At 59.6% G+C, this 24496-nt stretch carries 31 protein-coding genes; 12 read left to right on the top strand and 19 right to left on the bottom strand.

Going from position 1 to position 24496, the window contains the following annotated elements:
- Positions 1–7 precede the first annotated feature (7 nt).
- The 5 genes from ACR0AI_RS08735 to pip all read right to left on the bottom strand — a co-directional run bounded on the left by ACR0AI_RS08735 (position 8) and on the right by pip (position 4809).
- Positions 8–631 (bottom strand): RNA-binding protein, encoded by a 624-nt coding sequence (locus ACR0AI_RS08735; protein ID WP_480673359.1) that lies wholly within the window; start codon positions 629–631, stop codon positions 8–10.
- A gap of 23 nt (positions 632–654) precedes the next feature.
- Positions 655–2265: a transcription termination factor NusA gene (gene nusA, locus ACR0AI_RS08730; protein WP_170379972.1), complete on the bottom strand. Its 1611-nt coding sequence runs from the start codon at positions 2263–2265 to the stop codon at positions 655–657.
- Positions 2265–2855, bottom strand: a complete 591-nt coding sequence (gene rimP / locus ACR0AI_RS08725) for a ribosome maturation factor RimP (RefSeq protein ID WP_170463029.1) — start codon at positions 2853–2855, stop codon at positions 2265–2267. The genes nusA and rimP overlap by 1 nt, the downstream gene beginning before the upstream one ends.
- 161 nt (positions 2856–3016) lie before the next feature.
- Positions 3017–3835: an ABC transporter substrate-binding protein gene (locus ACR0AI_RS08720; RefSeq protein ID WP_480673225.1), complete on the bottom strand. Its 819-nt coding sequence runs from the start codon at positions 3833–3835 to the stop codon at positions 3017–3019.
- Positions 3832–4809 (bottom strand): prolyl aminopeptidase, encoded by a 978-nt coding sequence (gene pip / locus ACR0AI_RS08715; protein ID WP_480673223.1) that lies wholly within the window; start codon positions 4807–4809, stop codon positions 3832–3834. The genes ACR0AI_RS08720 and pip overlap by 4 nt, the downstream gene beginning before the upstream one ends.
- A gap of 49 nt (positions 4810–4858) precedes the next feature.
- Between pip and ubiG the strand changes: the two genes are divergently transcribed.
- Complete coding sequence (gene ubiG, locus ACR0AI_RS08710; RefSeq protein ID WP_480673221.1) at positions 4859–5605, top strand: bifunctional 2-polyprenyl-6-hydroxyphenol methylase/3-demethylubiquinol 3-O-methyltransferase UbiG; 747 nt, start codon at positions 4859–4861, stop codon at positions 5603–5605.
- A gap of 399 nt (positions 5606–6004) precedes the next feature.
- On the opposite strand, the gene ACR0AI_RS08705 is transcribed toward ubiG, so the two are convergent.
- From ACR0AI_RS08705 to ACR0AI_RS08690, 4 genes are read right to left on the bottom strand one after another with little or no spacing between them, the layout of a single operon-like run.
- The gene (locus tag ACR0AI_RS08705) at positions 6005–6445 is read right to left on the bottom strand and encodes a MarR family winged helix-turn-helix transcriptional regulator (protein WP_170379967.1); all 441 of its coding nucleotides are present in this window, start codon (positions 6443–6445) and stop codon (positions 6005–6007) included.
- Positions 6446–6459: 14 nt separating this feature from the next.
- Positions 6460–7290 (bottom strand): carbon-nitrogen hydrolase family protein, encoded by an 831-nt coding sequence (locus ACR0AI_RS08700; protein ID WP_480673219.1) that lies wholly within the window; start codon positions 7288–7290, stop codon positions 6460–6462.
- Positions 7290–7547 carry a glutaredoxin 3 gene (gene grxC / locus ACR0AI_RS08695; protein ID WP_170455778.1) on the bottom strand — a complete coding sequence of 86 codons (258 nt, stop codon included), beginning with the start codon at positions 7545–7547 and terminating at the stop codon, positions 7290–7292. The genes ACR0AI_RS08700 and grxC overlap by 1 nt, the downstream gene beginning before the upstream one ends.
- A 38-nt stretch (positions 7548–7585) precedes the next feature.
- Positions 7586–8350, bottom strand: coding sequence for a double zinc ribbon domain-containing protein (locus ACR0AI_RS08690; protein WP_480673216.1), 765 nt, complete (start codon positions 8348–8350; stop codon positions 7586–7588).
- On the opposite strand from ACR0AI_RS08690, the gene ACR0AI_RS08685 reads away from it, so the two are divergent.
- Entirely contained in the window at positions 8331–9161 is an 831-nt protein-coding gene (locus ACR0AI_RS08685; protein ID WP_480673214.1) for a class I SAM-dependent methyltransferase, read from the top strand. The genes ACR0AI_RS08690 and ACR0AI_RS08685 overlap by 20 nt on opposite strands.
- Before the next feature lie 56 nt (positions 9162–9217).
- A complete protein-coding gene (gene hemH / locus ACR0AI_RS08680; RefSeq protein WP_480673213.1) occupies positions 9218–10267 on the top strand; it encodes a ferrochelatase in 1050 nt (349 codons plus the stop codon).
- 75 nt (positions 10268–10342) lie between these two features.
- On the opposite strand, the gene ACR0AI_RS08675 is transcribed toward hemH, so the two are convergent.
- Together ACR0AI_RS08675 and ACR0AI_RS08670 are read right to left on the bottom strand one after the other, a co-directional pair.
- Positions 10343–10525 (bottom strand): hypothetical protein, encoded by a 183-nt coding sequence (locus tag ACR0AI_RS08675; protein WP_170379961.1) that lies wholly within the window; start codon positions 10523–10525, stop codon positions 10343–10345.
- 140 nt (positions 10526–10665) lie between these two features.
- Complete coding sequence (locus ACR0AI_RS08670) at positions 10666–11265, bottom strand: L,D-transpeptidase (RefSeq protein ID WP_480673211.1); 600 nt, start codon at positions 11263–11265, stop codon at positions 10666–10668.
- Between the two features lie 169 nt (positions 11266–11434).
- Here ACR0AI_RS08670 and dalA point away from each other — a divergent pair, with 169 nt between their 5' ends.
- Positions 11435–11950, top strand: a complete 516-nt coding sequence (gene dalA, locus ACR0AI_RS08665) for a divisome-associated lipoprotein DalA (protein ID WP_170379959.1) — start codon at positions 11435–11437, stop codon at positions 11948–11950.
- A 68-nt stretch (positions 11951–12018) separates the two neighbouring features.
- Here dalA and ACR0AI_RS08660 read toward each other — a convergent pair whose 3' ends face one another.
- From ACR0AI_RS08660 to ACR0AI_RS08630, 7 genes are all read right to left on the bottom strand, one after another.
- Positions 12019–12483, bottom strand: coding sequence for a PTS sugar transporter subunit IIA (locus tag ACR0AI_RS08660; RefSeq protein WP_170379958.1), 465 nt, complete (start codon positions 12481–12483; stop codon positions 12019–12021).
- A 57-nt stretch (positions 12484–12540) separates the two neighbouring features.
- Entirely contained in the window at positions 12541–13104 is a 564-nt protein-coding gene (hpf, locus tag ACR0AI_RS08655; protein ID WP_170379957.1) for a ribosome hibernation-promoting factor, HPF/YfiA family, read from the bottom strand.
- 252 nt (positions 13105–13356) lie between these two features.
- Positions 13357–14115 carry an LPS export ABC transporter ATP-binding protein gene (gene lptB / locus ACR0AI_RS08650; RefSeq protein ID WP_170702772.1) on the bottom strand — a complete coding sequence of 253 codons (759 nt, stop codon included), beginning with the start codon at positions 14113–14115 and terminating at the stop codon, positions 13357–13359.
- Positions 14115–14609 (bottom strand): LptA/OstA family protein, encoded by a 495-nt coding sequence (locus tag ACR0AI_RS08645; protein WP_480701295.1) that lies wholly within the window; start codon positions 14607–14609, stop codon positions 14115–14117. Before ACR0AI_RS08645 ends, lptB begins: the two co-directional genes overlap by 1 nt.
- Positions 14610–14612: 3 nt before the next feature.
- Entirely contained in the window at positions 14613–15212 is a 600-nt protein-coding gene (locus ACR0AI_RS08640) for an LPS export ABC transporter periplasmic protein LptC (RefSeq protein WP_480673206.1), read from the bottom strand.
- Positions 15213–15223: 11 nt separating this feature from the next.
- On the bottom strand, positions 15224–16186 hold the full coding sequence (locus tag ACR0AI_RS08635; RefSeq protein ID WP_480673204.1) for a KpsF/GutQ family sugar-phosphate isomerase: 963 nt from the start codon (positions 16184–16186) through the stop codon (positions 15224–15226).
- Positions 16183–16797 carry a ribonuclease D gene (locus ACR0AI_RS08630; RefSeq protein WP_480673202.1) on the bottom strand — a complete coding sequence of 205 codons (615 nt, stop codon included), beginning with the start codon at positions 16795–16797 and terminating at the stop codon, positions 16183–16185. Before ACR0AI_RS08630 ends, ACR0AI_RS08635 begins: the two co-directional genes overlap by 4 nt.
- A gap of 133 nt (positions 16798–16930) precedes the next feature.
- Between ACR0AI_RS08630 and ACR0AI_RS08625 the strand changes: the two genes are divergently transcribed.
- From ACR0AI_RS08625 to ACR0AI_RS08590, 8 genes are all read left to right on the top strand, one after another.
- A complete protein-coding gene (locus ACR0AI_RS08625; protein ID WP_480673200.1) occupies positions 16931–17185 on the top strand; it encodes a metal-sensing transcriptional repressor in 255 nt (84 codons plus the stop codon).
- 3 nt (positions 17186–17188) lie between these two features.
- Complete coding sequence (locus tag ACR0AI_RS08620) at positions 17189–18403, top strand: MFS transporter (protein WP_480673198.1); 1215 nt, start codon at positions 17189–17191, stop codon at positions 18401–18403.
- A 49-nt stretch (positions 18404–18452) separates the two neighbouring features.
- Positions 18453–18881: an Lrp/AsnC family transcriptional regulator gene (locus tag ACR0AI_RS08615; protein ID WP_480673196.1), complete on the top strand. Its 429-nt coding sequence runs from the start codon at positions 18453–18455 to the stop codon at positions 18879–18881.
- A gap of 73 nt (positions 18882–18954) precedes the next feature.
- Positions 18955–19653: a lytic transglycosylase domain-containing protein gene (locus tag ACR0AI_RS08610; protein WP_480673194.1), complete on the top strand. Its 699-nt coding sequence runs from the start codon at positions 18955–18957 to the stop codon at positions 19651–19653.
- A gap of 69 nt (positions 19654–19722) precedes the next feature.
- Positions 19723–21750 carry a flagellar biosynthesis protein FlhA gene (gene flhA / locus ACR0AI_RS08605; RefSeq protein ID WP_480673357.1) on the top strand — a complete coding sequence of 676 codons (2028 nt, stop codon included), beginning with the start codon at positions 19723–19725 and terminating at the stop codon, positions 21748–21750.
- Entirely contained in the window at positions 21747–22520 is a 774-nt protein-coding gene (locus ACR0AI_RS08600) for a flagellar biosynthetic protein FliR (protein WP_170689411.1), read from the top strand. The genes flhA and ACR0AI_RS08600 overlap by 4 nt, the downstream gene beginning before the upstream one ends.
- Positions 22517–23602 carry a flagellar type III secretion system protein FlhB gene (flhB, locus tag ACR0AI_RS08595; protein WP_480673192.1) on the top strand — a complete coding sequence of 362 codons (1086 nt, stop codon included), beginning with the start codon at positions 22517–22519 and terminating at the stop codon, positions 23600–23602. The genes ACR0AI_RS08600 and flhB overlap by 4 nt, the downstream gene beginning before the upstream one ends.
- The gene (locus tag ACR0AI_RS08590) at positions 23599–23979 is read left to right on the top strand and encodes a hypothetical protein (protein ID WP_170689413.1); all 381 of its coding nucleotides are present in this window, start codon (positions 23599–23601) and stop codon (positions 23977–23979) included. The genes flhB and ACR0AI_RS08590 overlap by 4 nt, the downstream gene beginning before the upstream one ends.
- Positions 23980–23984: 5 nt before the next feature.
- On the opposite strand, the gene ACR0AI_RS08585 is transcribed toward ACR0AI_RS08590, so the two are convergent.
- A complete protein-coding gene (locus ACR0AI_RS08585) occupies positions 23985–24494 on the bottom strand; it encodes a flagellar basal body-associated protein FliL (protein WP_480673190.1) in 510 nt (169 codons plus the stop codon).
- Between the last annotated feature and the right edge of the window lie 2 nt (positions 24495–24496).

Raw genomic sequence — 24496 nt, 5'->3', positions numbered from 1 at the left:
AAGCTTCTTACCCTTCCGCGCGGCCCCTGCCGCCGTCATCCGTTTCGCGCAAGCCACGCAGGCGCTGCGCTTCCTCTACAACACGTTTGGCGAGTCCGCCAGAGGCCAGCGCCGCATGAATCACGGTTTGGCGCCCAAATGCCGCCCCTAACTCGTCTGCCGTGAGCCATCCGATGTATTTTCCGAAGTGCGGCGTGCTGAGTTTCGACTTGCCGCGCCCCGATCCATCGCTGGCCTGAATCAGTACCTGAGCCTCTTCCCGGTCCAGCCACGTCTTGACCTTTTCGTATCCGGCGACCGCATCGCCGGACTTGCGCGCCAGGCTGAGAAGCTCAACCACACGACGCGCGACTTGTTTTTCGACCTCATCGGCCAGGTCCGCTTGAGCCGAGACCTGCGCCTTGAACCCGCGCGAGAACAGCTTTTTGCTGACCGCCTTGTCCAAGGCTGCGCGATCTGCCGCCACATAGACCCCGCGCCCCGGCAATTTCGCCGCGACATCAGGATAGACCTGACAATCCGGCCCCGTCACAAAGCGGATCAGCCCATATTTGGGCTGAACTTCGCCCGTGGCGATGCACTTGCGCTCAGGTCCGTCGGACCGATCCTTATGGACGCCACCGCGACCCATCTCAGCCACCCGAGGCCCTGAGATCAGGCCTCGGCCTCCTCTTCGGCATCAACGTCTTCTTCTGCTTGTTCAAGTTCAGCCGGATCAACCCAACCCAACATGATACGAGCAGTCATGACCAGATCCTGCGCCTCTTCCAGCGTTACGCCGAACGGCTCAAGCACACCGTCATCCTTGATACGCTCACCATCGACAGTGGTCCAGCCACCGGCCAGTTCCCAGTCAGCACAGGTTGCGAAGTCTTCGAGCGTCTTCACATCGTCCTTGGCCAGCGCTTCTACCATCTGGGGTGTCAGGCCTTCGAATTCAATAAGGCTGTCCTCGGCACCCAGAGCGCGCGCGGCATCCAGCGCGGCCTTGGCCTGCGCCTCAAGGAAATCGCGGGCACGCGCCTGCAGTTCCTGCGCGGTGCCTTCGTCAACGCCGTCGATGACAAGCAGTTCGTCCAGCTCAACATAGGCAACCTCTTCGAGGTTGGTGAAGCCTTCGGAAACCAGCAGCTGCGCGAAGAATTCGTCCAGATCCAGGCTGTCCATGAACAGCTGGGTGCGGGCTTCGAATTCTTTCTGACGACGCGCCGATTCCTCGGCTTCGGTCATGATGTCGATGTCCAGATTGGTCAGCTGGCTGGCCAGACGCACATTCTGACCACGGCGACCAATTGCCAGCGACAGCTGTTCTTCAGGAACCACAACTTCGATCTTGCCGGCTTCTTCATCCAGAACCACCTTGGAAACCTCGGCAGGTTGCAGAGCGTTCACCAGGAAAGTCGGCTGATCTTCGTTCCACGGGATGATGTCGATCTTTTCGCCCTGCAGCTCGTTCACAACGGCCTGCACGCGGCTGCCGCGCATACCAACGCAGGCGCCCACAGGGTCAATCGAGCCATCATACGAGATCACGGCGATCTTGGCGCGCGAGCCGGGGTCACGGGCCACGGCTTTGACCTCGATGATGCCGTCATAGATTTCCGGCACTTCCATCTTGAACAGCTCGGCCATGAATTCCGGCGCGGTGCGCGACAGGAATATCTGGTGGCCACGCACCTCGCGACGCACTTCCTTGATATAGGCGCGCACGCGGTCGTTGGGGCGATAGCTTTCGCGACCGATCTTGTCATTGCGGCGCAGAACGGCCTCGGCACCGCCCAGATCGACGATGACATTGCCAAATTCTTCGCGCTTGACCGCGCCGTTGATGATGGTGCCTGCACGATCCTTGAATTCTTCGTACTGACGGTCGCGCTCGGCTTCGCGAACCTTCTGCAGGATCACCTGCTTGGCGGATTGAGCAGCAATACGGCCCATCTCAACCGGAGGAACTTCTTCCACAAAGACATCGCCAACCTCAGGCGATTCCATGTACTGACGCGCCTGCTCGACGGTCATCTCGGCCTGGTAGTTTTCCAGTTCCTCTTCCTCGACCACGGTGCGGACGCGGGTAAAGGTCGCCTTGCCGGTCTTGCGGTCGATGGAGACACGAATGTCCATTTCCGCGCCGTAACGGCTCTTGGCGGCACGGGCGAGCGATTCCTCCATCGCTTCGACAACCAGACCGGGGTCGATCATCTTTTCGCGGGCCACGGCCTCGGCGGTCTGCAGCAGCTCCAGCTGGTTGGCTGAGGTGATTGCCATCAGTTCGTCTCCTCTTCGGACCCTTCGGTCTCAATCTCGTCGAAAGCGTTTTCGTTCAGGGCGCCGGCGTCTTTGCGCTGGCGCAGCATTTCCTTGATCAGGTCATCGGTCAGGACCAGCTTGGCGTCGCTCAGCCAGTCGAATTGCAGACCGATGGTGATCGTCTCAGACCCCTCGGGGATGTTGATCAAAACCTCATCCCCTTCGATCCCGGCCAATTCACCCTTGAATCGGCGGCGACCGTCGATCAGCTCGGCAGTTTCGATCTTGGCCTCATACCCTTCGAAATTCTCAAAGTCCTTGAGACGGGTCAGAGGGCGGTCGATACCGGGGCTGGAGACCTCCAGTGTATAGGCGTCAAGGATCGGGTCCTCGACATCCAGCGTGGCGCTGACTGCGTTCGAAATCTCGGCGCAGTCATCCACTTCGATACCGCCATCGGGCTTGTCGGCCATGATCTGCAGCGTGGTCTGCTTGCCGCTCATCAAACGGATGCGGACGAGTTCATACCCCAGATCCTCGATCACGGGGGTGATGATCTCGGCCAGTCGCCGGTCAATGGCCGCTTTGGCTATCAGGTCGTTTGTCATCAGGTTCTCTACCCTATCGATCGGGCACAAAAAAACGGGCGCGCGGCCCGTCGAATTTTCCGGTGGAGCCTTGAACCAGAAGTCCAAACGCGCCGCTGTTGCAACTGCATATACGCAGGAGTTCCCGAGTCTGCAACCCCCGGCGCAATTCGTGAACGGATTTACGCCAACCACCACCGTTCAGCAATGCGGCCATCGTCAAGTGTCGCTTTGCCGATCTGCCTCGGCATTCCCACCTGAGCCGCCACGGCCAGCGCAATATCCGATTCGCTTGGGTAGTAGCGCAGCCCCCGCTGGGTTTTCAACTCGCCGCTCTCGGGCAGGGCGGCAATGTCCACATACCCGTCGCGCAAGGCTTCGGCGCGGACGCGCGCATCAGGGATCACGATGATTTCCACTGTATCGGCCCAACCGGCCTGACCGTCTTTGTAATGGCCCGCAACTTTGCGACCCAGGAAATGACGCCCATCCTCGGCCCGCTCGACCCGGTAGCATCCGGTCCCGTTGGCCGCGTGCAAAGGCGTAACCGCCTGCCCATCGCGCGCTACGACAAAACGGCTATCGGCCAGCAGGAAGGGAAGCCCGGGATTGGCCTCGGCCAGTTCCAGCCGCACGAGATCAGCAGCCAGGGCTTCGGCCTGACCAAGATCAGACAACACGGCCACAACATCCTCGGCGTGCAGCGCCGTTCCATCGTGGAACGAGGCGTCCTGGCGCAGATCAAACCGCCAGATCCGCGCGTTGTCTTCGGTCTGCCACCCTGTCGCCAACTCTCCGCGCAACGTGCCATCCGGCGCGATCTCGGTCAGGGTGTCGAACACGGCCCCACGGGCCAACTGCTCCAAACTGTCATCGCGCGGAACCGCAAGCCGCAGCGCGCCACCTTTCTTCGGAGTATCGGCCAAAGACGCCCCGGTGGCCGCCAGCAGCGCAGCGGCGGCACCCGATGCAAACAAGGCACGACGGTCCATCCGGGTCATGCGGCCCCCTCGGCCACGCGGTCCATGATGCGGACCAGCTCGGCACTTATTCCGGGTTCCGATAGGGCGTGGCCTGCATGGCGAACCATCTTCAGTTCGGCATTGGGCCAACGCTCGGCCAGCGACCACGCCGCCTGAGGCGGGCAGATCATGTCATAGCGCCCCTGCACGATATGTCCGGGGATATGCGCGATGCGATCCATCTGATCCAGAATCTGCCCATCCTTCTGCAGAAAGGCATTGTTGGTGAAATAGTGATTCTCGAGCCGCGCGAAGGCCCGCGCGTATTCACCGGGGCTTTCGCCGGTCGACCCGTTGGAATGGATCGACGCTAGGGCGTTCTCCCACGCCGACCAAGCGCGCCCGTACAGAACTTCGGTCGCCCGGTCGCCCGAGAACAGGCGCTTGTTATAGGCCGCAATCGTATCCGACAGCTCTTCCTCGGACAGCAGGGCGGTGAATTTTGCCCACTGCTCGGGCCAGAACTTGCCCGCGCCGCCGCCATAGAACCAATCCAGCTCGGCCTGCGTGGCCAGAAACACCCCGCGCAGAACCAGACGGCTGACGCGATCCGGGTGCGCCTGCGCGTAGATCAATGCCAGAGTCGCCCCCCAGCTGCCGCCAAATACCGTCCATTCGTCGATATCCAGCAGCGACCGCAACCGCTCGATATCCTCGACAAGATGCCACGTCGTGTTGTCCTCGACCGAGGCATGAGGCCGCGATTTCCCGCATCCGCGCTGATCAAACAGAATCACCCGAAAGACACGTGGATCAAAGTACCGCCGCATCGCAGGGCTGCAGCCACCGCCCGGCCCTCCATGCAGCACAACCACCGGCACCCCGTCGGGATTGCCGCTTTGCTCCATATAAATCTGGTGCCCATCGCCCACATTGACCAACCGCTGATCAAAAGGATCGATCGGCGGGTAGAGATATTGCACTGCGCGCTTTTGGTCCGGGTACTTGTCCATTATGGCCCTATATAGTCCTTAAGACGTAAAAGAGCATACGGAGACAGGAATGCAAGCGCATCCGAACACGGTCGACCCATCCGAGATCGCTAAATTCGAGGCGATGGCAGCGGAATGGTGGGACCCGCATGGGAAATTCAAACCTCTGCACATGCTGAATCCGTGTCGTCTGGATTATATCACACAGCAAATCGCGGGTGAGTTTGACCGCGACCTGACCGCACCTGCACCGTTCGAGGGCCTGCGCCTTCTGGATATCGGCTGCGGGGGAGGGCTGCTGAGCGAACCCATGGCCCGCCTTGGAGCGGAAGTCGTAGGGGCCGACGCCGCTGCAGGCAACCTGCCCGTCGCCCGCATCCATGCCGAGCAATCGGGGCTTGAGATCGACTATCGCCACACCACCGCCGAGGACATGGCCGCCGCTGGCGAGCAGTTCGACGTGGTGCTGAACATGGAAGTGGTTGAACATGTCGCCGACCCGCTGAGCTACCTGGCCGCCACGCAACAATTGCTGAAACCCGGCGGGCTCGAGATTTGCTCGACCATCAACCGCAACCCGAAATCCTATGCCATGGCCATCTTCGGAGCCGAGGTCGTCATGCGCTGGCTGCCACGCGGCACACATGAGTGGAACAAGTTCATCACCCCCGATGAGCTGTTCGAACTACTACGCCAAGCAGGGCTGGAGCCGGTGGACCGCAAGGGATTCGTCTTCAACCCGATCCTCTGGAGCTGGTCGATCTCAGACAGGGATTTGAGCGTGAACTACGTGACGGCGAGTGTGAAGCCGGGGTAGTCTCGGCACAAATATGCGACCGATCAGCAACTGGACAATTGGGTGGTTCCTTCCGCTCTATGATCGAAATCCGCTTGTCGGAAGCGTGTTGGGCTTAGCGTGCGTATTTTTTTTGCGCTCATTGCGATTGACGTGTTCAAGCTTGCGATCAAAGAGAGCGCCGGAACTCCAATTCCTATAACCGGGTTGGTATTGGCACCTGTCTTCATCATTTTGATGCAACCAATTTTTATGGTGATGTGCCTAGCGAGCGAATTCCTATGGCGGAATTTTGGAGTTTACTCTCTTCTAAAAGTTGAAGGTTGCCCTATTCGCAACAGCTATGATCCCCAGGACTAAAGCAAAGTCGCCTCGTGCTCTCAAGAGTCCAATTCTGGCGCATAGCAACACTGCCCGTGCTTACTCCCCCTCCAACTGCAACCGCAAATCTCGCAGCACCGGCAACGTACTCCGGACCCGCTCCAACCCAAGCTCTCCAACCACACGGTTGATCAGCGGGGCAATCGAGGAAATCGCCTGATCGCGCGCGCGGCGTCCGGCGGGGCTGATCGCGACCATCTTGCGGCGGGCGTCGTCCCAGTCGGGACGGATGTGGATGTAACCGGCCCATTCCAGCTTGGCCAACGTGTTGGTCATCGCCCCTCGGGTCACGTGGAAGGTGCTGGCCAGTTGCGCGGGCGTCCGTTCTCCTCCGGCATAGGCCAGATGGTTCAGCACCGAGAAGTGTGAGATTTCCATGCCCTTGGGCAGCACCCGGCTCAGCCGGTTGCGCAATAGCTGGTCGGCGGTCAGGATCTCGCTGAAAAGCGTGACCGCAAGGGCATTGGTGTCGTCTGTCATGGTCCGGTTCTGGTTCAGGGGCCGTCAAAAGCCCGCACATGGGTCAATGAGGGCACGCGACGGCGCGCCTCGGACACAGAACTATCATTCAATTCGAAAAAGTGAATGCCCGGATCGGACCCTGCGTCGATCAGAACCTCTCCCCAAGGGTCGACGACCATGCTGTGACCGTGAGTGTGGCGGGTTTTGCCCCGCGTTTTGGGATGCGTACCGGTTTGCGCGGGGGCCAGAACCCAGCAGCCGGTCTCAATCGCGCGGGCACGCAGCAGCGATTCCCAATGTGCTGCTCCTGTGACGGGCGAAAACGCCGCCGGAACAGTCAAAATCCTCGCCCCGGCCTGCGCCAGCGCAGCGTGTAAGTGCGGAAAGCGTATGTCATAGCAGATGGTCAGGCCGACCTTGCCGAACTCCGTCTCGGCGATGACGGCCTTGCCACCGGGACGGTAATTGGCCGATTCGCGGAAGGTCTCGGTCTCGGTCACCTGCACATCGAACATATGTATCTTGTCATAGCGCGCCACGATCTGCCCCTTGGGGTCGATCATGAAGCACCGGTTGGCAAAACGGCCATGCGCATCATGGGTCTTGATGCCCAACGAGCCGATCAGCAGCCACACACCCAACTCGGCGGCTTGCGCGCGCAGACCGGCCAGAGTGGTGTCGTCTTCTTCATGCTGCAACACCTCGCGCTGCCGCGTGGTGCTGTTGGACACGCAATTCGTGACCTCGGGGGTCAGGATGAACTGCGCGCCTTGCTCGGCGGCCTCGGCCATCATGGCGCGCACCATTTCCAGATTCGCAGCCGGATCGTCCGACGAGGTGATTTGCAGCAGAGCGGTCTTCATCACGCCGCCAGAAGACGGTCCAGCTTGCCTTGGCGGTCCAGTTCATAGAGGTCATCACAGCCGCCCACGTGATCGGGGCCGATGAAGATCTGCGGCACGGTGCGTTTGCCACCGGCGCGCTTGATCATCTCGGGCTTGCGCTTGGGGTGCAGCAAGACGTCGATTTCCTTGAACTCGACCCCTTTTTGCTTCAGCAAGCGCTTGGCCGCGTGGCAGAAGCCGCACAGAGGCGATGTGTAGATTTCAACAGGTTTCATAAATCCGTCCCTTCGGGTTTCACACGATCTTGTGCGAATTAGGCATCCTTGGCAACGCGCGCCAGCACCAACACGAAAATATGATTTGCCCCTGCGGCAAGACACGCCCGCGTACAGGCCGCCAGCGTGGCACCCGAAGTCATCACGTCATCCACCAACAGGATATCGCGACCTTTGATACGCTGATGCCGTTTGGGATGCGGCGCAATGACGCCATCCAGTGCCTCGGCACGTTGGTCAGCTGTTTTGCCGTCCAGAACCAGCGTGCGCGCCGTTCGCACCAGCAGGTCCGGGCAGACCTGCAGCCCTGTATCGCGCCCCAGATGCTGTGCCAGAAGCGCCGATTGGTTGTATTGCCGCTTCACCAGACGGGACCAGTGCAGCGGAACCGGCGCGATCAGCATGTCGGGCTTCAGAACCTTTCGGCCCGCTTGCGCCATCCAGCGCGCGGCGGGTTTGGCCAGCTCAGGCCGGTCGCCATGTTTCAAGGCCAGGATCAGGGATTTTGCCCGCCCTCTATACAGCAACGCCGCGCGCCCGTCCTGCCACGGGCGCGGCGTTTTTCGGCAATCGTCGCAGTCGATTCGAAAGCCGTCCCTTTCGCCGGGGACGGGCATGCCGCAACTGTCGCAGACCGTCCCGCCGATGAAGGGCGTGTCCCGCCAACATGTGGCACATAGGCCAAAGTCGGATTCGGTCAGCTCTCCGCAACTCATGCAACGTGGGGGATAGATCAGGTGCAACGCTGTTTGAACTCGGGGCCAAATGCGATACCTGCGGGGTATGAAAATGCCTGCGTCCAATGCACCCTCCCTGTTCGACCGAGCCACCCTGCGCCACCGCCGCGCGCGGGTTCAGGATGAGGCCCTGTTTCTGCACCGCGCCGCTGTGGACGAGGTGCAGGATCGGCTGAGCATGGTTAACAGAACCTTTACGACGCCCGCGATTGTGACCCCGTTTGCGCATATCTGGCAGGATGCCCTGCCCGGCGCGACACTCGTGGCGGATGAGGAAACGCTGAAGCTTACGCCCGGTGCGCATGATCTGGTGGTTCATGCGATGGCCCTGCATTGGGCCAATGACCCGGTCGGCCAGCTGATCCAATGCCTCCGCGCCTTACGCCCGGACGGGTTGCTTCTGACCGTCTGTCTGGGCGGAGAGACCCTGCATCAGCTGCGCGCCGCCCTCGGGCAGGCCGAGATTGAGGTGACCGGTGGCCTCAGCCCCCGAATCGCTCCGATGGGAGAGCTGCGGGATTTGGGCGCTCTGTTGCAACGCGCGGGGTTGGCGCTGCCGGTGGCGGATGCGGTGCCTCTAACGGCGGAATATCGCGACTTGACCCATCTGATGCAGGACCTGCGCGCGATGGCCGAGACCAACGTTCTGACCAACCGATTGAAAACTCCGACCCGCCGCAAGGTGTTCGAACGCGCGCAAAGTATCTACGTAGAACATTTCGCGACGCCTCAAGGCCGCCTGCCCGCCACGTTCGAGCTGATCTGCCTGACCGGCTGGTCGCCCGACGATAGCCAACCCAAACCGCTGCGCCCCGGATCCGCCCGGATGCGCCTTGCCGAAGCCCTTGGTACAGATGAAGGTAAACTGTCCGATTGACGACCGGACATTTCCCCTTATCTCAGGCCAGACCTAGAAAATGCAGGAAGACCAAAATGTTTGACGCCACACGCCCCGTGCATGCACCAGCCGACCACCCCAAGGTTAAATTGGGGCGCGTGGGCATCCTGCTGGCCAACCTAGGCACGCCCGATCACTACAGCTATTGGCCAATGCGCCGCTATTTGAACGAGTTCCTCTCGGACCGCCGAGTGATCGACTATCCGGCGTGGAAATGGCAGCCGATTCTGCAGGCGATCATCCTGACCAAGCGTCCCTTCAGCTCGGGTGAGGCTTACAAGTCCATTTGGAATCACGACAAGGGCGAAAGCCCGCTGATGACGATCACTAAGGAACAGACCGCCAAGCTGCGCGGTGCGATGCAGGCTCGCTATGGCGATCAGGTCATGGTCGATTTCTGCATGCGCTACGGCAATCCGTCGACCAAATCCAAGGTCCGGAACATGGTTGCGGAAGGCTGCGACCGTATCCTGTTCTTCCCGCTCTATCCGCACTACGCCGGGGCCACGACGGCAACCGCCAATGACCAGTTCTTCCGTTGCCTGATGGAGGAACCATGGCAACCTGCCAGCCGCACGGTGCCCGCCTATTACGACGAACCCACCTATATCGAGGCATTGGCCCAATCTGTCGAACGCGCCTATGCCAAGATGGAGACCAAACCGGATGTGCTGGTCTGTTCCTACCACGGGATGCCTGAACGCTATCTGCAACAGGGCGATCCCTATCACTGCCAATGCGTCAAGACCTCACGATTGCTGAAAGAGCGGCTCGGCTGGTCGGACGATCAGCTGGTTTCAACCTTTCAATCGCGCTTTGGCCCTGAGGAATGGTTGAAGCCCTATACAGTCGACCACGTGGCCGATCTGGCGAAGCAAGGCAAAAAGAACATCGCGGTGATTGCGCCCGCGTTCTCGGCCGATTGCATCGAGACGCTGGAAGAGATCAACGAAGAAATCAAGGAAAGCTTTGAAGAGGCCGGCGGTGAACACTTCACCTATATTCCCTGCCTCAATGACGATGATTCGCATATCGCCGCTTTAGGCAAGATCATCGAAGATAACCTAAACGGCTGGCTGGACTAACCAGCCCTGACGGCTGGACATGAAAAAAGGCGGTGGAAAGCTCCACCGCCTTTTCTCTGGATATTGCTCGTCGAATTAGCTTGCTGCAACAGCTGCGGCAACTACAACCAGCAGGATCAGCGGCAGGATGATGCCCTGCGATGTGCCCTGGGTTTCTTCAACAACAACAGGTGCCTCAACAACCGGCTCTTCCAGGTTACCGGCATAAGCGGTCGAAGCAGCAGCGGTCAGTGCAGCGGCGAGAACGAGTTTTTTCATATTAACCTCCAGAATCTGCACGGCTCCAGTCCGCGGAACCGCACATCTAAGACTTACCTCGTGATATTTTTCTAATCAGCAAAGCGGTTGGAATGCAATTGCAACTTGCCGATTAATCGAGTCGGTGAGCGAAAATGTCGTCAAATTAGCAACACTTGCGTGCCGACCTTCGCCATTGAGAACAGCTCGGCGATGTCTTCGTTGAACAGGCCGATGCAGCCATTCGAAGATTTCCGCCCGATCTTGCGCGTGTCATGTGTACCGTGGATGCGGTAATACTTCCACCCCAGATACAAAGCGTGCGATCCCAATGGGTTATCGGGGCCGGGCGGGATGTAATCGGGCCATTCGGGGTTTCGTCTCTTCATCGACGGCGTCGGAGACCAGCTTGGCCCCTCAACCTTGCGAATGACGCTGGTGCGCCCGCGACGGGTCATCTCCTCGGTCAAAGGAACCGAAGAGGGGTAGAGTTTGTATACAGATTGATCATTTGACCAATAATGCAGCGCTCGTGACGTGGTATCGACAAGAATGGCCCCGTTTCTGGTGTTCGAGAAATAAGGCCGCCAGTCCTGAGCGCGGAATCCTGAGACATTACGCCGGACCGGCGCTTCGGGTTCAGGTGCAGGTCGTAGCGGGTCGCCCGGGATGTACTGCGCGATCGCAGGCGCGGCCAGCAGAGACGAGGCTCCGGCCAGAAACCCCCGGCGCGTCGAAAGAGGAATGTGCTTTTTAACCATGACAAAAGGTCCTTCGTTATGGCGAAATGGAAAATCTGGCCCATTTTATTGCCAGAATGCTTCAGTCGCAAACCAAACCGGCAGAATCATGCAGGGTATGGTCATTGTGCGTTTGCTCAAGACAGCCTAGCGCGTTATGCCCGTTAGCGACACAATAATCAGGTCGATCATGACGCGTATCTTTTCTTTTCTGTTGATTTGCCTTGTCGCCTTGGCGGCATGTACCGACACGAGCACCACGGCGCTGGGTGCCGATGGGCGCCCCTTACCTTCAGTCTACAAAATCCGTGGCAACCCCGAGAAGCTGCAGTTCCGCATGCTCGATTCGGTGAATGCACTGCGGCAGGCGCAGGGCTTGCAGTCCGTGCAACTGAACTCTCAGTTGAACGCGGCTGCGGCGACGCATTCCAAAGATATGGCCCGACAGAATCGTCCCTGGCACTTCGGATCGGATGGCTCTTCCCCGATCGACCGAGCGGCACGCGTTGGCTATTTCGGGACGTTCCTGGGCGAGGCGATCTCGGAAACCTATGAGACGGAAACCGAGACACTGGCCGCCTGGATGCAGGAACCCGGCCCCCGTTCTGTAATCCTGGACCCCAAGGCGACGCAGATGGGCTTTGCGTGGCATCAGGAAAACGGTGGCAAGATCTGGTGGACGCTGGAAATGGGAACCGGCGGCTAACAACCCGCCCCTTCCAAAAACAAAAAAGCCCGCGATTTTCGCGGGCTTTTTTTCAATTTCACAAGGCTTTAGGCGGCTTGCATGGACTGCGCTTCGGTCAGGATCGCGTATAGCTTGACCGGATCAGGGTTCGCCCGCAGCTTGGCGCAAACTGCGCTGTCACGCAGGGTGCGCGACACCAGTGCCAAAGCCTTGAGGTGATCCACACCTGCCTCTTCGGGGGCAAACAGCGCAAAGGCGATATCCACTGGCTGGCGGTCAACCGCGCTAAAGTCGATCGGCTTTTCAAGCATCACAAAAACGCCCGAGACCGACTCGATCCCGCCCAGCCGCGCATGTGGCAATGCCACGCCATGACCCACACCCGTGGGGCCGAGGCTTTCGCGCTCCAGCAGGCAATCCACGACGACCTGGGTATCCAGGTCCAAAGCACCGGCAGCGACGTCGCCGATTTCCTGAAACAGCCGCTTCTTGCTAGACGCGGCAGATAACACACGTACTGCTTCGGGCTTGAGAATGCTCGAAAGCTCCATGATCATGCTCCATAGCGGCCTTTGCGTGCTAAGGCCGATCTCTCTCAACTTGCCTGTTTAAGGATCAATCCAGCCGATATTGCCGTCATCGCGGCGATACACGACATTCAACCCATCCTTGTTCTCATTCCGGAACACTAACACCGGCGCTCCGGCAAGTTCCATTTGCATTACGGCCTCACCAACGCTGAGCGATGGGATCTTTGTTTCCATCTCAGCCACAATCATGGGCTGTAGCGATTCGGGTTCATCTGCCGTGTTCGATTCGTCAGAGGCGAGGATATAAGAGGACGCCCCAAAGAGTTCAACAGGCTCAGAACGATCCTTGTGATGGTCCTTCAGGCGGCGCTTGTAGCGGCGCAACTGTGTTTCCATCTTGTCACAGCATGCCTCGAACGCTGCATAGATCTCGGTTGCGTGGGCCTTGGCCTGAGCGGTCAGGCCGGTAGATAAATGTACAGTCGTTTCGCATACATATTCATGCGCCGAACGGGAAAAGACGACATTGGCGTCGGTCGGGCGCTGGGCATACTTGCCAACAACTTCGCCCAGTTCGGTCTGCACGTGGGTCTGCAGGGCCGCACCGATGTCGATCTGTTTTCCGCTGATTTGGTAACGCATGTGATCTCCTTCACAATTCACACCCATTCTGACGTTGCGTCACGCAACATGCTTGTTTTTATCGGGTGGGGGATATCGACATTTTGATCGGTTGCTGCCGTCCCAGCCCTTCAGTGAAGGGGTATCGAGATCCAGACTGGAACCGAATAAATGCCATACCCCAATTGAGACAAGAGGCGGCGGAAGAGTCAATCAAAACAGAGGTGTATATACGCGATTTCCGCGAAGCGTCCGGCGAAAAATCGCCCAACCCTATGAAATACGGAAGTTTTCGCCCAGATAAACCCGGCGCACGTTTTCGTTCTCGACCACTTCGTCAGGTGTACCTGACATCAGAACCTGCCCGTCATGCAGGATATAGGCGCGATCCACGATCTCGAGTGTTTCGCGCACGTTGTGGTCGGTGATCAACACGCCAATCCCGCGCTTCTTCAGATCAGCCACCAGATGCCGGATATCCCCCACACTGATTGGGTCAACGCCAGCAAAGGGTTCATCAAGCAGCAGATATTTCGGATCGGCGGCCAAACAGCGCGCGATTTCTACCCGGCGGCGTTCACCGCCCGACAGGGCAAGCGCAGGCGCGCGACGCAGGTGTTCAATCGAGAAGTCCGACAGAAGCTCCTCCAGCCGCTCTTTCCGGCGATGGGCGTGCTTGACGGTGATATCCAGAACTGAGGCAATGTTGTCCTCGACGCTCATGCCGCGGAAAATCGACATTTCCTGCGGTAGATAGCCGATCCCAAGACGCGCGCGCCGATACATCGGCAGCGTCGTGACATTCTGCCCGTCTATTGTGACCTTACCGGCTTCGGGGAAAACCAGCCCGGCGACGGAGTAAAAGGTCGTCGTCTTACCCGACCCGTTCGGACCCAGCAGTGCTACAACCTCGGACCGGTCGAGCGTCATGGACACGTCCCGGATCACAGTTTTTTTCCTATAGGACTTGCGCAGTTTCTCGATGCGCAGACCTGCGCTACCTTCTGCGACAGACAAGTTTGGGGCAGCCATCAGTTTCCGTCACCCTGCTGCAGAATGGTTTTGACGCGGCCCGTCATCGTTGCTGTGCCTGATGTCAGGTTCGCAACCATCTGGTCGCTACTGATCGTGCTGGGCCCCTGTGTCAGCAGCACATTGCCCTTCATCACGATCACGCCGGTGTCGATGGTATATTCCGCCTGATCCCCTTCGGCGGCATCTGGAGGGCTGACCAGAACGACATTCTCGGTCGCTTCCATCCGCTCGATGGAGGAGCGATCCTGACTGTAGATCACCAGAACCCGCTCAGCCGACAGGCGCATTTCCCCCTGAATCACGATCACATTTCCGAGAAACTCGGCCGATCCGTCCTCTTGATTGACGTTTAGCGATTCCGAGGTCACCTCAACTGGCAAGCTTGGGTCGGCCTTAACCGAACCGAACGCAACCTGCGCTTCCTGTGCGATGGCAGAAACCGGGCCCATCAACAGAGCCATGCAAACAAAGAGAAATCGAAAATAGATCACAGGTTATCTTTCTGCTTTTGTTGGCTCATATACCAACTTCACGCCGTCTGTAAAAAGAATATGGACCGGTCCATCCTTTTTTTCAGTGCCAAATTGCATACGACCGGCAGAGAATGTGCCGATAACGCCGGTGCCATCGACTTGGCCAGGGGTGTCGCCACGTATTTCTTCCAGCGATGTATTCAGCAGATCGGTCGTGACCAGAATGCCGTCCGAGGTGGTAATCACCACATCGCCAACAAAGGTCGCCGTCCCCTTGTCGGGCCGGATCAGGCCAGAGTTGGAGTCCAGCTTGATTTCACCACCGTTCAACATGCCGAAACGACCACGAAACTGCGCCGCCGTCGGCTCTTCGCCCTCGGACCCTTGGGTCACCCTGGTCGACTCAATCTGGACCTCTTCGCCCTTTTTGGTGGTGCCCCGGTAGTTGGGCTGCGTGATGACCTGCCCGGCCAGGCGATCTTCGATATCCTCCTGCGAGAAGGGCACTGAGACATCAGTCTCGATGCTGCGCGACAGAAGGAAAACGGTGGACAGCAAGACAATCGCCGTCAGAGGCAGCAGCACCTTGAGGAACTGAACCATGCGGGAATAGCGATCCACTGTATCGCTCCCTAACCCAGACCGACGCGCAGGCAGTCGTGGATATGCAACAGACCCTGCGCCTGCCCATCCGCTTCAGGATCAACCACGAACAGCGATGTGATCTTACGGTCATTCATGATGCCTACGGCCTCTTCCGCCATGGCGTTGGGCGCGATGGTCAGAGGATCGCGAGTCATAACCTCATCCGTGGTCTTGTTCAAAAGCCCGTCCATATTGCGGCGCAAGTCGCCATCGGTGACGATGCCCAACAGACGCCCGGCATCATCTGTCACGCCCACCACGCCAAAGCTCTTCTGGCTCATGACCAGCAGCGCCTCGCTCATGGAAGTCCCGGACCGCACCACAGGCAAATCAGCATGCATGAGGTCGCGCACGGTGGAGAGTTGCGCGCCCAGTTTACCGCCTGGGTGGAAGGCGCGGAAATCCTCGGGCTTGAAATCACGGTGCTTCATCAGCGCGATCGCCAAGGCATCGCCCATAGCCAGCGTCAGCGTGGTCGAAATCGAGGGCACCATGCCGAACCCGCAGGCCTCGCCCATGGACGGGATCAGCAGATGCACGTCGGCCTGTTTCATCAGCGTGCTTTCCGGCTTGCTGGACAGGCCGATCAGAGGGATGCCAAAGCGGCGCGTAAAGGCCAGAAGGTTGACCAGCTCGGGCGCTTCGCCGGAGTTCGAGATCGCCAAAACCACATCATCCTTGGACACCATGCCCAGATCACCGTGGCTCGCCTCGGCGGGATGGACGAAATAGGCCGGCGTGCCGGTCGAGGCCAATGTGGCCGCGATCTTGTGGCCGATATGGCCCGACTTGCCGATGCCGCTGATGATGATGCGACCGGTGGCCTGCAGGATCAGCTGCACCGCTTCGGCAAAATCCTCGTTCAGGCTTTCGGCCAGCATGTCTAGTGCGCGGGCCTCGTCGGTGACAACCTGACGGGCGGTTTTCAGGAATGCTTCGATATCGGTCATGAGTGCGCAAAAATATCCGTTTCGGGCCAACCTGCGAGGTCGAGTTTCGCACGCATGGGCAGGAAGTCAAAACAGGCCTGCGCCATCTCGGTCCGGCCTTCGCGGGCCAGCCGTTTGTTCAGCTCATCCCGCAAGCGATGCAGGTACAACACGTCCGAAGCCGCGTATTCCAGCTGGGCCTCAGACAGAGTCTCGGCCCCCCAATCGCTCATCTGCTGTTGCTTCGAGATATCGACGCCAATCAACTCCTGACACAGGTTTTTCAGCCCGTGACGGTCGGTATAGGTGCGCACAAGGCGGCTGGCGATCTTGGTGCAATAGACCGGGGCGGCCAGTGCCCCAAAGGCGTGGTACATCGCGGCGATATCGAAACGCCCGAAATGGAACAGTTTCAGCACATCTGCGTCTTCCAGCATGGCGCAAAGGTTCGGAGCCTCTGTCTGCCCCTTTTCAACCTGAACGATATGGCTGTTGCCGTCGCCGCCGGACATCTGGATTACGCACAAGCGATCCCGATGCGGATTCAGCCCCATGGTTTCACAGTCAATGGCCACGATCGGCCCAAGGTCCAGCCCTTCGGGCAGGTCGTTTTTATACAGGTGGTTTGCCACAGAGGTTTCCTTTGTGCGGTCTCGACCCCGAGATAGGCGGTTTATCCGGCAAACTCAACGCTGAGCCTGTAGCCGGGCATTCTGTCGCTGGATGGGCTTGATATTATCCCCATGGGGGGGATATGGATATATCATGACCAATCACACGCATGAATCGCACCCGCAAATCACCGCCCGCCTGAAGAGGGCGCATGGGCATCTGGCGAAAGTCATTGCCATGCTCGAAGATCAAGAGCCCTGCTCAGACGTTGCCCAGCAGCTGTTTGCAGTCGAGAAAGCAATCACCAATGCCAAACGGGTTCTGATCCACGACCATATCGACCATTGCCTGACATCCGAGGACGTGTCGGCCATCGAAGATTTCAAAACCATCACAAAGTACCTCTGACCAATGCTCAGTGTCCTGCAAAATCGCACCTATCGCCACCTTCTGGCAGCTCAGGTCGTTGCGTTGACGGGGACCGGACTGGCAACGATCGCGCTGGGCCTTCTGGCCTATAATCTGGCGGGCGAGGCTGCGGGGATGGTGTTGGGCACGGCTCTGACCATCAAGATGGTCGCCTATGTGGGGATCGCCCCACTGGCGGCGGCGTTTGCAGAACAGCTCGACCGGCGCAGGATGCTGGTGGTACTGGATCTGATCCGGGCCGCGGTCGCCCTGTGCCTGCCCTTCGTGTCAGAGGTCTGGCAGGTCTATGTGCTGATTTTCGTCCTGCAATCAGCCTCGGCCGGGTTCACCCCCGCGTTTCAGGCCACGATTCCCGATGTCCTGACGGATGAGCATGACTACACGCGCGCGCTGTCTTTGTCGCGGCTTGCCTATGATCTGGAAAGCCTGCTCAGCCCGATGCTGGCGGCTGCGTTGTTGGTCTTTGTCAGTTTTGACACGCTGTTTTGGGGGACCGGAGCTGGGTTTATTGCCTCGGCGCTGCTGGTGGTATCGGTTGTTCTGCCCTCACCCAAACCCGCGGAGCGACGCGGAATATACGACCGGACAACGCGCGGCATCCGCATCTATCTATCGACAACACGATTGCGCGGCCTTCTGGCACTCAGCTGGTCTGCAGCCGCGCTCAGCTCCATGGTGATCGTTAATACGGTGGTCCTTGTGCGCGCGGACCTCGGCCTGTCCGAAAGCGCGGTGGCGATTGCTCTGGCTGGGTTCGGAGGCGGCTCGATGATCGCGGCCTTCGTACTTCCCTCTCTGCTGGATCGGTTCAAGGACCGCCGGGTCATGCTGACCGGGGCGACACTTGGCGTGCTGGCAATGGCCGGAGCAGCCATGACATCCGGAACACTCTCCCTACCGCTGCTCACGACCTTCTGGGCCTGCGTGGGCTTCGGCTATTCAATGACTCTGACACCCTCAGGCCGCCTTTTGACCCGCTCGGCCCGGCCCGAAGACCGACCCGCCGTATTTGCCGCCCAGTTCACCCTATCCCATGCCTGTTGGCTGGTCCTCTATCCAATATCGGGGGGGCTGATGACCCGTTTCGGCGCGACCGTGGTCATGACCACGATAACCTGCGTTTCTGCCTTGGGCATCGCTGCTGCACTGGTCATCTGGCCGCGATCCGACAAAGCCCCCTCGGCGCAGAAGCCTTGAGCCTCCGGGCGCTTCTGCTCTACACAAAAGCGACCTTGCCGGAGGCTCCATGGATCAGCTCGACCGCCGCATCATCACCGCGCTGCAGCACAATGCCCGTGAATCGACCACGAATATCGCGGCCAAGTTGGGCGTGGCCCGCACCACCGTGCATGAGCGGATCAAGCGCATGGAAGAGCGCGGCGTGATCGCGGGCTATTCCGTTCAATTGCACGCCACCGACGATGCCCCGCGCGTGCAGGTGATCGTGATGCTTGAGGTCCAGCAAAAGGAAACCACCCGCATCATCAAACGGCTTGAGGCCTACCCCGAGGTCAAACGTTGCCTGTCGATCAATGGCGAATTTGACCTGCTACTGTCTGCCGAGGCCCCGCGGATCGAGGATCTGGATATTCTGGTCGATGAATTGGCTAAAATCCCCGGTGTTCTGCGCACCAATACCAGCGTCGTGTTCGGGCGTCGGATCGACCGAAAATGATGGGGCGATAACCCTCTGTAAACCGATCACTGGCTAGCTTGGCCCGGAATGACCCGAATCCCGGACCGGCAGAATGCCCCAACGTTTCGTCTCGATCGTCTTTGTACTGACGCTTGCGCTGATACCGCAGGTCGGGCGTGCCATGCCGGATGCCCGAACGGGTGATATCTGCGATCAGGCCGCACGCCGCGCTGCACTGTCCGAAGGCGTACCACTGGACGTCCTGCGCGCCATTTCACGGGTCGAGACGGGGCGGACCCATGACGGGCGGCTGCAACCCTGGCCCTGGACCATCAATGTCGAAGGGCAGGGCTATTGGTTCACCTCCGAGGATGAGGCCAAAACCTATGTTTTCCGGATTTTCAAAGCCGGCAAGCGCAGCTTTGACATCGGGTGTTTTCAGATCAACTACCGCTGGCACGGCAAGGCCTTCCGCTCGATCGACGCGATGTTCGACCCGCAGGAGAACGCCACCTACGCCGCAAAGTTTCTCAAAGACCTCTACGCCGAGCTTGGGTCCTGGCCCGCCGCCGCCGGGGCCTATCATTCGCGCACGCCGTCATTGGCCGAGGCCTATCGCGGTCGGTTCCAGACCGTTCTGGCGCAGCTGGACGGGGCCGTTCCGCCGCAAACTCATGTGGCATCGCGGGACCCTTTCACAGGGGCAGCCGCTCCGCTGATCCCGGTACAACCAGTTGAATCCAATGGTGGGTCTCTGGGGTCTTTGGTTCCGGCGGCGGGTGCTGCCACCGCCTTCATCGCATTCAACTAGGAGGTCAGCGTGCCCACCATAAACGCCCGATCCCTGTTTTCGCCCACCGTCTTGTTGGCGCTGGCGCTGATGACCGTCATCGTGATGATGATCTTGCCGATGCCGGCCTGGGTGTTGGATGTGGGGCTGGCCGCGTCCTTCGCGCTGGCTATTCTGATTTTCACCCTGACGCTGTTCATCGAACGCCCGCTGGATTTCTCATCCTTCCCGACGATCCTGCTGGCCTCGCTGATGCTGAGGCTGTCGCTGAACGTCTCATCCACCAAACTGATCATCGGTCAGGGCCATACCGGGCCAAATGCGGCGGGCAACGTGATCGAAGGCTTCGCCAACTTCGTGATGGGCGGCAGTATCTTTCTGGGCCTCGTGGTGTTCTGCGTCCTGCTGATCGTGAATTTCATGGTCATAACCAAAGGTGCCGCGCGGATGGCCGAAGTCGGTGCTCGCTTTGCACTGGACGGGATGCCGGGCAAACAGCTGGCCATCGACAGCGACATGTCCGCCGGGGCCATCGATCACCAGCAAGCCAAAGAGCGGCGCGAACGCGAACAGCAGGAGACGACCTTCTTCGGCTCGCTCGATGGTGCGTCGAAATTCGTCAAAGGTGATGCGGTCGCCGGGCTGTTGATCACGCTGCTGAACCTTGTGATGGGGCTGGTCATGGGCGTGATCGTGCATGGCATGCCGGTCACATCCGCCTTTGAAACCTACGCCATTCTGACCGTGGGCGATGGTCTGGTCTCGCAAATCCCGGCGGTGATCATCTCGATCGCTTCGGCCCTGTTGCTGGCGCGCGGCGGCACGCAGGGCGCGACCGACAACGCCATCTTCTCGCAACTGGGCAAACACCCGGCTGCGCTGGGCACGGTGGCTGTGTTGATGGTTCTCTTCGCCCTCGTCCCCGGCCTGCCCTTCCTGCCCTTCATGCTGGGCGCGGGTGTCTTGGGATACGCGGCCTACAGGGTCCATCAAAAGCAGAGGGCCGAGGCACTTCACGCCCAGACACAAGCGCCCGAGACGGAAACCCCTGTTTCGCAAGCGATCGGAGATATTCTGGATCTGGACGACGTACATCTGGAATTCGCGCCCGACCTTGTCAGCATGGTGCTTAATCCCGGAACCGGGTTGGACGCGCGCATTGCGAATATGCGGACCTATGTGGCCTCGACCTTTGGCCTCATCCTGCCCGAGATTCGCCTGACCGACCGCGCCGAACTGCCCACCGGCACCTATGTCATCAAGGTGCAGGGCGTCGAACAGGCACGTGGCGTGCTGAACCCCGATCTGGTGTTGGCGCTGGTGCAGGACGGGCATGAGTTTCTGCCCGACGGCAATGACGTGACCGAGCCTGTCTACGGTGCCCCCGCACGCTGGATTCTGCCCAAAGATCAAGAGGATGCCGCCCTGAACGGGGCCACCATCGTCTCACCGCCCGAGATTCTGGCGACCCATCTGCTGGAGATCATCAAGCAGAACTTCTCACGCCTGCTGACATTGAAGTCCTTGCGACGTCTGTTGTCCGAAATGACCCGCCTCAGCGATCCTGTCCGGGCCGAGGCAAATCGCAAGCTGCTGGATGAACTGATCCCCGACAAGGTGCCGATCGATACGCTGCACGCGGTTCTGAGGTTGCTGCTGGATGAGCGTGTCTCGATCCGCAACATGGCCCTGATCCTGGAAAGCGTGGCCGAAGCACGCCTGACCACCACCCAGCCCGAAGGCATTTGCGAACTGGTCCGCCAGCGGCTGGGCTTTCAGCTGGTGGCCGAGATGAAGCGTGAGGATGGCTCAATCCCGCTGATCCAACTGGCCCCCGAATGGGAGGATACGTTTGCCAGCTACCAGATTGACGGCCCAGCCGCTGGGCTGGACGTGGCATTGCCCCCCAACCTGTTCAACAAGCTGGCCGACGGTGTGGTGGACAGCGTCGCACAATCCGCCGATCACGGGTTGTTTCCAGCCGTCGTGACCTCGACCCGCCGGCGCCGCCTGTTGCGCTCGATCATGCAGGCGCGCGGGGTGTCCAATCCGGTTCTCTCCTTCGAAGAAATCGGGCTCGAGGCTCGCCCCGCCCTGGTCGGAACCGTACCCGCATGATCGCCCTGCCGCCCGAGCTGTTGGGACAACTCGGCACGGGGCTGTGGCATGCGTTTGCCGTTTTTCTGAGGGTGTCCGCTGTGGTCACCCTCTTGCCCGCTTTTGGCGAACGCAGCATCCCGGTCCGGGTCAAGCTTGCGGTCGCCGTGGCCTTTACCCTGATCGTGTTGCCAGCGGTGCCCTCCCAGCAATCCGGTCCGGGCCTGCTGCCGATGGCGCGCCTGGTCGGCACCGAGGTTCTGGTCGGCATGGTTCTGGGCATGGGGTTGCGCCTGTTTGTGCTGGCCCTGCAGACCGCCGGGTCCATCGCGGCGCAATCGACGTCGCTGTCCCAGCTTCTGGGTGGCGCGGCCGCCGATCCGGCCCCCGCGCTGGGGATGTTCCTGACCCTGGCCGGACTGGCCCTAGCAGTACTGATGGGGCTGCACATCCGCGTTGCCGAGTTCCTGATCCACAGCTACGCCATGTTCCCGATGGGGCGGGCCCTCTCGGCCCCTGATCTATCACAATGGGGCGTCAGGCAAGTCGCCCATAGCTTTGGGTTGGCCTTTGCGCTGGCCACTCCGTTCGTGATCGCCTCATTGATCTACAACCTCGCCCTCGGGGTCATTAACAGGGCGATGCCGCAGCTGATGGTTGCCTTTGTCGGCGCCCCGGCGATCACCTTTGCCGGGCTGTTCCTGCTGTTTGCCGGAGCGCCCTTGATCCTGTCTGTTTGGGCGGATGCGTTGTTCTCATTCACCCTCAACCCGCTGGAATCCGGTCGATGAGCGCGGACGACGACAGTGACAAGTCCTTTGACCCGACGCCACAGAAGCTTCAGAAAGCGCGCGAAAAAGGTGAGGTAGCAAAGTCCAACGATCTGTCCGTTGTTGCCGCCTATACCGGTTTGCTGATCGCGCTACTGACGGTCGGAAAGTTTACAGTCGATCAGATGGGCACATTGTTTGTGGTTCTGATCGACCAGTCGGATGACATCGCGCAGCTTGTTACTTCGGGGCCTGCATCAGCACCGGTCGCCGGAATGCTGAAAGGCGCGCTTTTGCCGGTGGCCCTTCTGTTTGCGCTTCCGACAGCAGCGGTTCTACTGAGCCTTATCGCCCAGCGTGCGTTGATTTTTGCACCCACCAAGTTGCAACCCAAACTCTCGCGGATCTCGCTCCTTTACAACGCCAAGAACAAGTTCGGGCGGAGCGGGCTGTTCGAATTCGCCAAGAGCTTTGCCAAACTGGTGATCTACGGCACTTGTCTGGCCCTGTTCCTCAAGGCCAACCTGACCGAGATCGTTTCCGCCAGCGCCGCTCCAGCCCACAGCTCGATCCTGCTGATGATGAACCTGCTATTTCGCTTTCTGTTCATTGTAATCGCCATCGCGCTTGCGATCGGGGTCGTCGACTACGTTTGGCAATATGCCGAACACATGCGCAAGAACCGGATGTCGCGAAAGGAAATCCAGGATGAGACCAAGGACGCCGAGGGCGACCCGCATGTCAAACAACAGCGCCGCGCACGGGCGCAGGAGATTGCGACCAATCCGATGATGGCCGATGTGCCTAAAGCCGACGTCGTGATCGTGAACCCGACCCACTATGCGGTCGCTTTGAAATGGTCCCGGGGGCCTGGGACGGCCCCTGTCTGCGTGGCCAAGGGTGTCGACGAGGTAGCCGCCGCGATCCGGTCGGCTGCGGGCGAGGCGGGCGTTCCCATCCATTCGGACCCGCCAACGGCGCGCGCGATTCACGCGACCGTCGAGATCGGGCAGGAGATCGCCGAAGAACACTATCGCCCGGTCGCTGCTGCGATCCGTTTTGCCGAAGCCATGCGAAAGCGCGCGAAAAGACAGATTGGATGAAACGCCACGAACTGCCCGCCCTGAAATCGGTCACCGAAGCGGTCTATCAAAGCGAATATCAAAAGCTGCGCCCCGTGTTGGAGGCCGAAGCGCGTGTGCAGGCTCAGTTGGCGCGTCTTGACGCACAGGTCGTGCAAACCCGTCAGGACAGTGCGGTGACCGATGGGTATCAGATCACCGGAACCGATGTTTTGTGGAATGGGTGGGAGGCCGCGACACGGCGGCAATTGAACATGGAATTGGCGCGATGCCGGGCACAGAAGCTTGCAGCCATGCAGCAACTGCGTCAGGCCTTTGGGCGCAAACAAGCCGTTGAACGTTTGAATGACACCCTCAAGGCCGAACAGAAACGCGCGCAGTCACAGCCCAAACCGTGACGACCTCAGGTATCCTGGCGGCTGACACTCATGATCAGGACCTTGGAGACATCATCGCCCAGATCTTTCTTCGCCACTTCAAGCAGAGATTTTCGCAAGGTGTCGAGGTTGTCGGAATGCGTGAAGGCTCCGTCAAATCCACCGGTATTGGCGTGATCGAACAATACTTGCAGAAAACCGTCCCGCAACTTGGGCTCGATCGCGTAGAAGGTTTCGGTGATGGCCGAATTAGCCTCAAGGCTCAGGGACATGGTGACAAGGGCTGAGATCTCCTCATCCTCCACAATCGGCACGACAAATTGCTTGGTGAGTTTAAGGTATTCGAAGCCGCCACCCTCACCCATTTTCCCCTTGTCCTTGGCGGGCTTTGCCTTTGCTTCTTTTTCCGCTTTTTCAACCTTTTCAGTCCCCTCGGGTTCTTTCTTCGTTTCACCGGACCCAAGGAAGGTTCCGGCGCCGATGCCGGCGCCCGTGCCAACGACCAGAAGGATCACGGGAAGCAGTTTCTTGATCATGA

The sequence above is a fragment of the Ruegeria sp. BG3 genome (genome assembly GCF_056538485.1).
This window is presented reverse-complemented; position numbering and strand designations above follow the sequence as displayed.

Excerpts from the sequence above, each read along its gene's own strand:
- ACR0AI_RS08735 (WP_480673359.1), bottom strand. The coding sequence starts at position 631 with ATGGGTCGCGGTGGCGTCCATAAGGATCGGTCCGACGGACCTGAGCGC.
- nusA (WP_170379972.1), bottom strand. The coding sequence starts at position 2,265 with ATGGCAATCACCTCAGCCAACCAGCTGGAGCTGCTGCAGACCGCCGAG.
- rimP (WP_170463029.1), bottom strand. The coding sequence starts at position 2,855 with ATGACAAACGACCTGATAGCCAAAGCGGCCATTGACCGGCGACTGGCC.
- ACR0AI_RS08720 (WP_480673225.1), bottom strand. The coding sequence starts at position 3,835 with ATGACCCGGATGGACCGTCGTGCCTTGTTTGCATCGGGTGCCGCCGCT.
- pip (WP_480673223.1), bottom strand. The coding sequence starts at position 4,809 with ATGGACAAGTACCCGGACCAAAAGCGCGCAGTGCAATATCTCTACCCG.
- ubiG (WP_480673221.1), top strand. The coding sequence starts at position 4,859 with ATGCAAGCGCATCCGAACACGGTCGACCCATCCGAGATCGCTAAATTC.
- ACR0AI_RS08705 (WP_170379967.1), bottom strand. The coding sequence starts at position 6,445 with ATGACAGACGACACCAATGCCCTTGCGGTCACGCTTTTCAGCGAGATC.
- ACR0AI_RS08700 (WP_480673219.1), bottom strand. The coding sequence starts at position 7,290 with ATGAAGACCGCTCTGCTGCAAATCACCTCGTCGGACGATCCGGCTGCG.
- grxC (WP_170455778.1), bottom strand. The coding sequence starts at position 7,547 with ATGAAACCTGTTGAAATCTACACATCGCCTCTGTGCGGCTTCTGCCAC.
- ACR0AI_RS08685 (WP_480673214.1), top strand. The coding sequence starts at position 8,331 with ATGAAAATGCCTGCGTCCAATGCACCCTCCCTGTTCGACCGAGCCACC.
- hemH (WP_480673213.1), top strand. The coding sequence starts at position 9,218 with ATGTTTGACGCCACACGCCCCGTGCATGCACCAGCCGACCACCCCAAG.
- ACR0AI_RS08675 (WP_170379961.1), bottom strand. The coding sequence starts at position 10,525 with ATGAAAAAACTCGTTCTCGCCGCTGCACTGACCGCTGCTGCTTCGACC.
- ACR0AI_RS08670 (WP_480673211.1), bottom strand. The coding sequence starts at position 11,265 with ATGGTTAAAAAGCACATTCCTCTTTCGACGCGCCGGGGGTTTCTGGCC.
- dalA (WP_170379959.1), top strand. The coding sequence starts at position 11,435 with ATGACGCGTATCTTTTCTTTTCTGTTGATTTGCCTTGTCGCCTTGGCG.
- ACR0AI_RS08660 (WP_170379958.1), bottom strand. The coding sequence starts at position 12,483 with ATGGAGCTTTCGAGCATTCTCAAGCCCGAAGCAGTACGTGTGTTATCT.
- hpf (WP_170379957.1), bottom strand. The coding sequence starts at position 13,104 with ATGCGTTACCAAATCAGCGGAAAACAGATCGACATCGGTGCGGCCCTG.
- lptB (WP_170702772.1), bottom strand. The coding sequence starts at position 14,115 with ATGGCTGCCCCAAACTTGTCTGTCGCAGAAGGTAGCGCAGGTCTGCGC.
- ACR0AI_RS08635 (WP_480673204.1), bottom strand. The coding sequence starts at position 16,186 with ATGACCGATATCGAAGCATTCCTGAAAACCGCCCGTCAGGTTGTCACC.
- ACR0AI_RS08625 (WP_480673200.1), top strand. The coding sequence starts at position 16,931 with ATGACCAATCACACGCATGAATCGCACCCGCAAATCACCGCCCGCCTG.
- ACR0AI_RS08620 (WP_480673198.1), top strand. The coding sequence starts at position 17,189 with ATGCTCAGTGTCCTGCAAAATCGCACCTATCGCCACCTTCTGGCAGCT.
- ACR0AI_RS08615 (WP_480673196.1), top strand. The coding sequence starts at position 18,453 with ATGGATCAGCTCGACCGCCGCATCATCACCGCGCTGCAGCACAATGCC.
- ACR0AI_RS08610 (WP_480673194.1), top strand. The coding sequence starts at position 18,955 with ATGCCCCAACGTTTCGTCTCGATCGTCTTTGTACTGACGCTTGCGCTG.
- flhA (WP_480673357.1), top strand. The coding sequence starts at position 19,723 with ATGACCGTCATCGTGATGATGATCTTGCCGATGCCGGCCTGGGTGTTG.
- ACR0AI_RS08600 (WP_170689411.1), top strand. The coding sequence starts at position 21,747 with ATGATCGCCCTGCCGCCCGAGCTGTTGGGACAACTCGGCACGGGGCTG.
- flhB (WP_480673192.1), top strand. The coding sequence starts at position 22,517 with ATGAGCGCGGACGACGACAGTGACAAGTCCTTTGACCCGACGCCACAG.
- ACR0AI_RS08590 (WP_170689413.1), top strand. The coding sequence starts at position 23,599 with ATGAAACGCCACGAACTGCCCGCCCTGAAATCGGTCACCGAAGCGGTC.
- ACR0AI_RS08585 (WP_480673190.1), bottom strand. The coding sequence starts at position 24,494 with ATGATCAAGAAACTGCTTCCCGTGATCCTTCTGGTCGTTGGCACGGGC.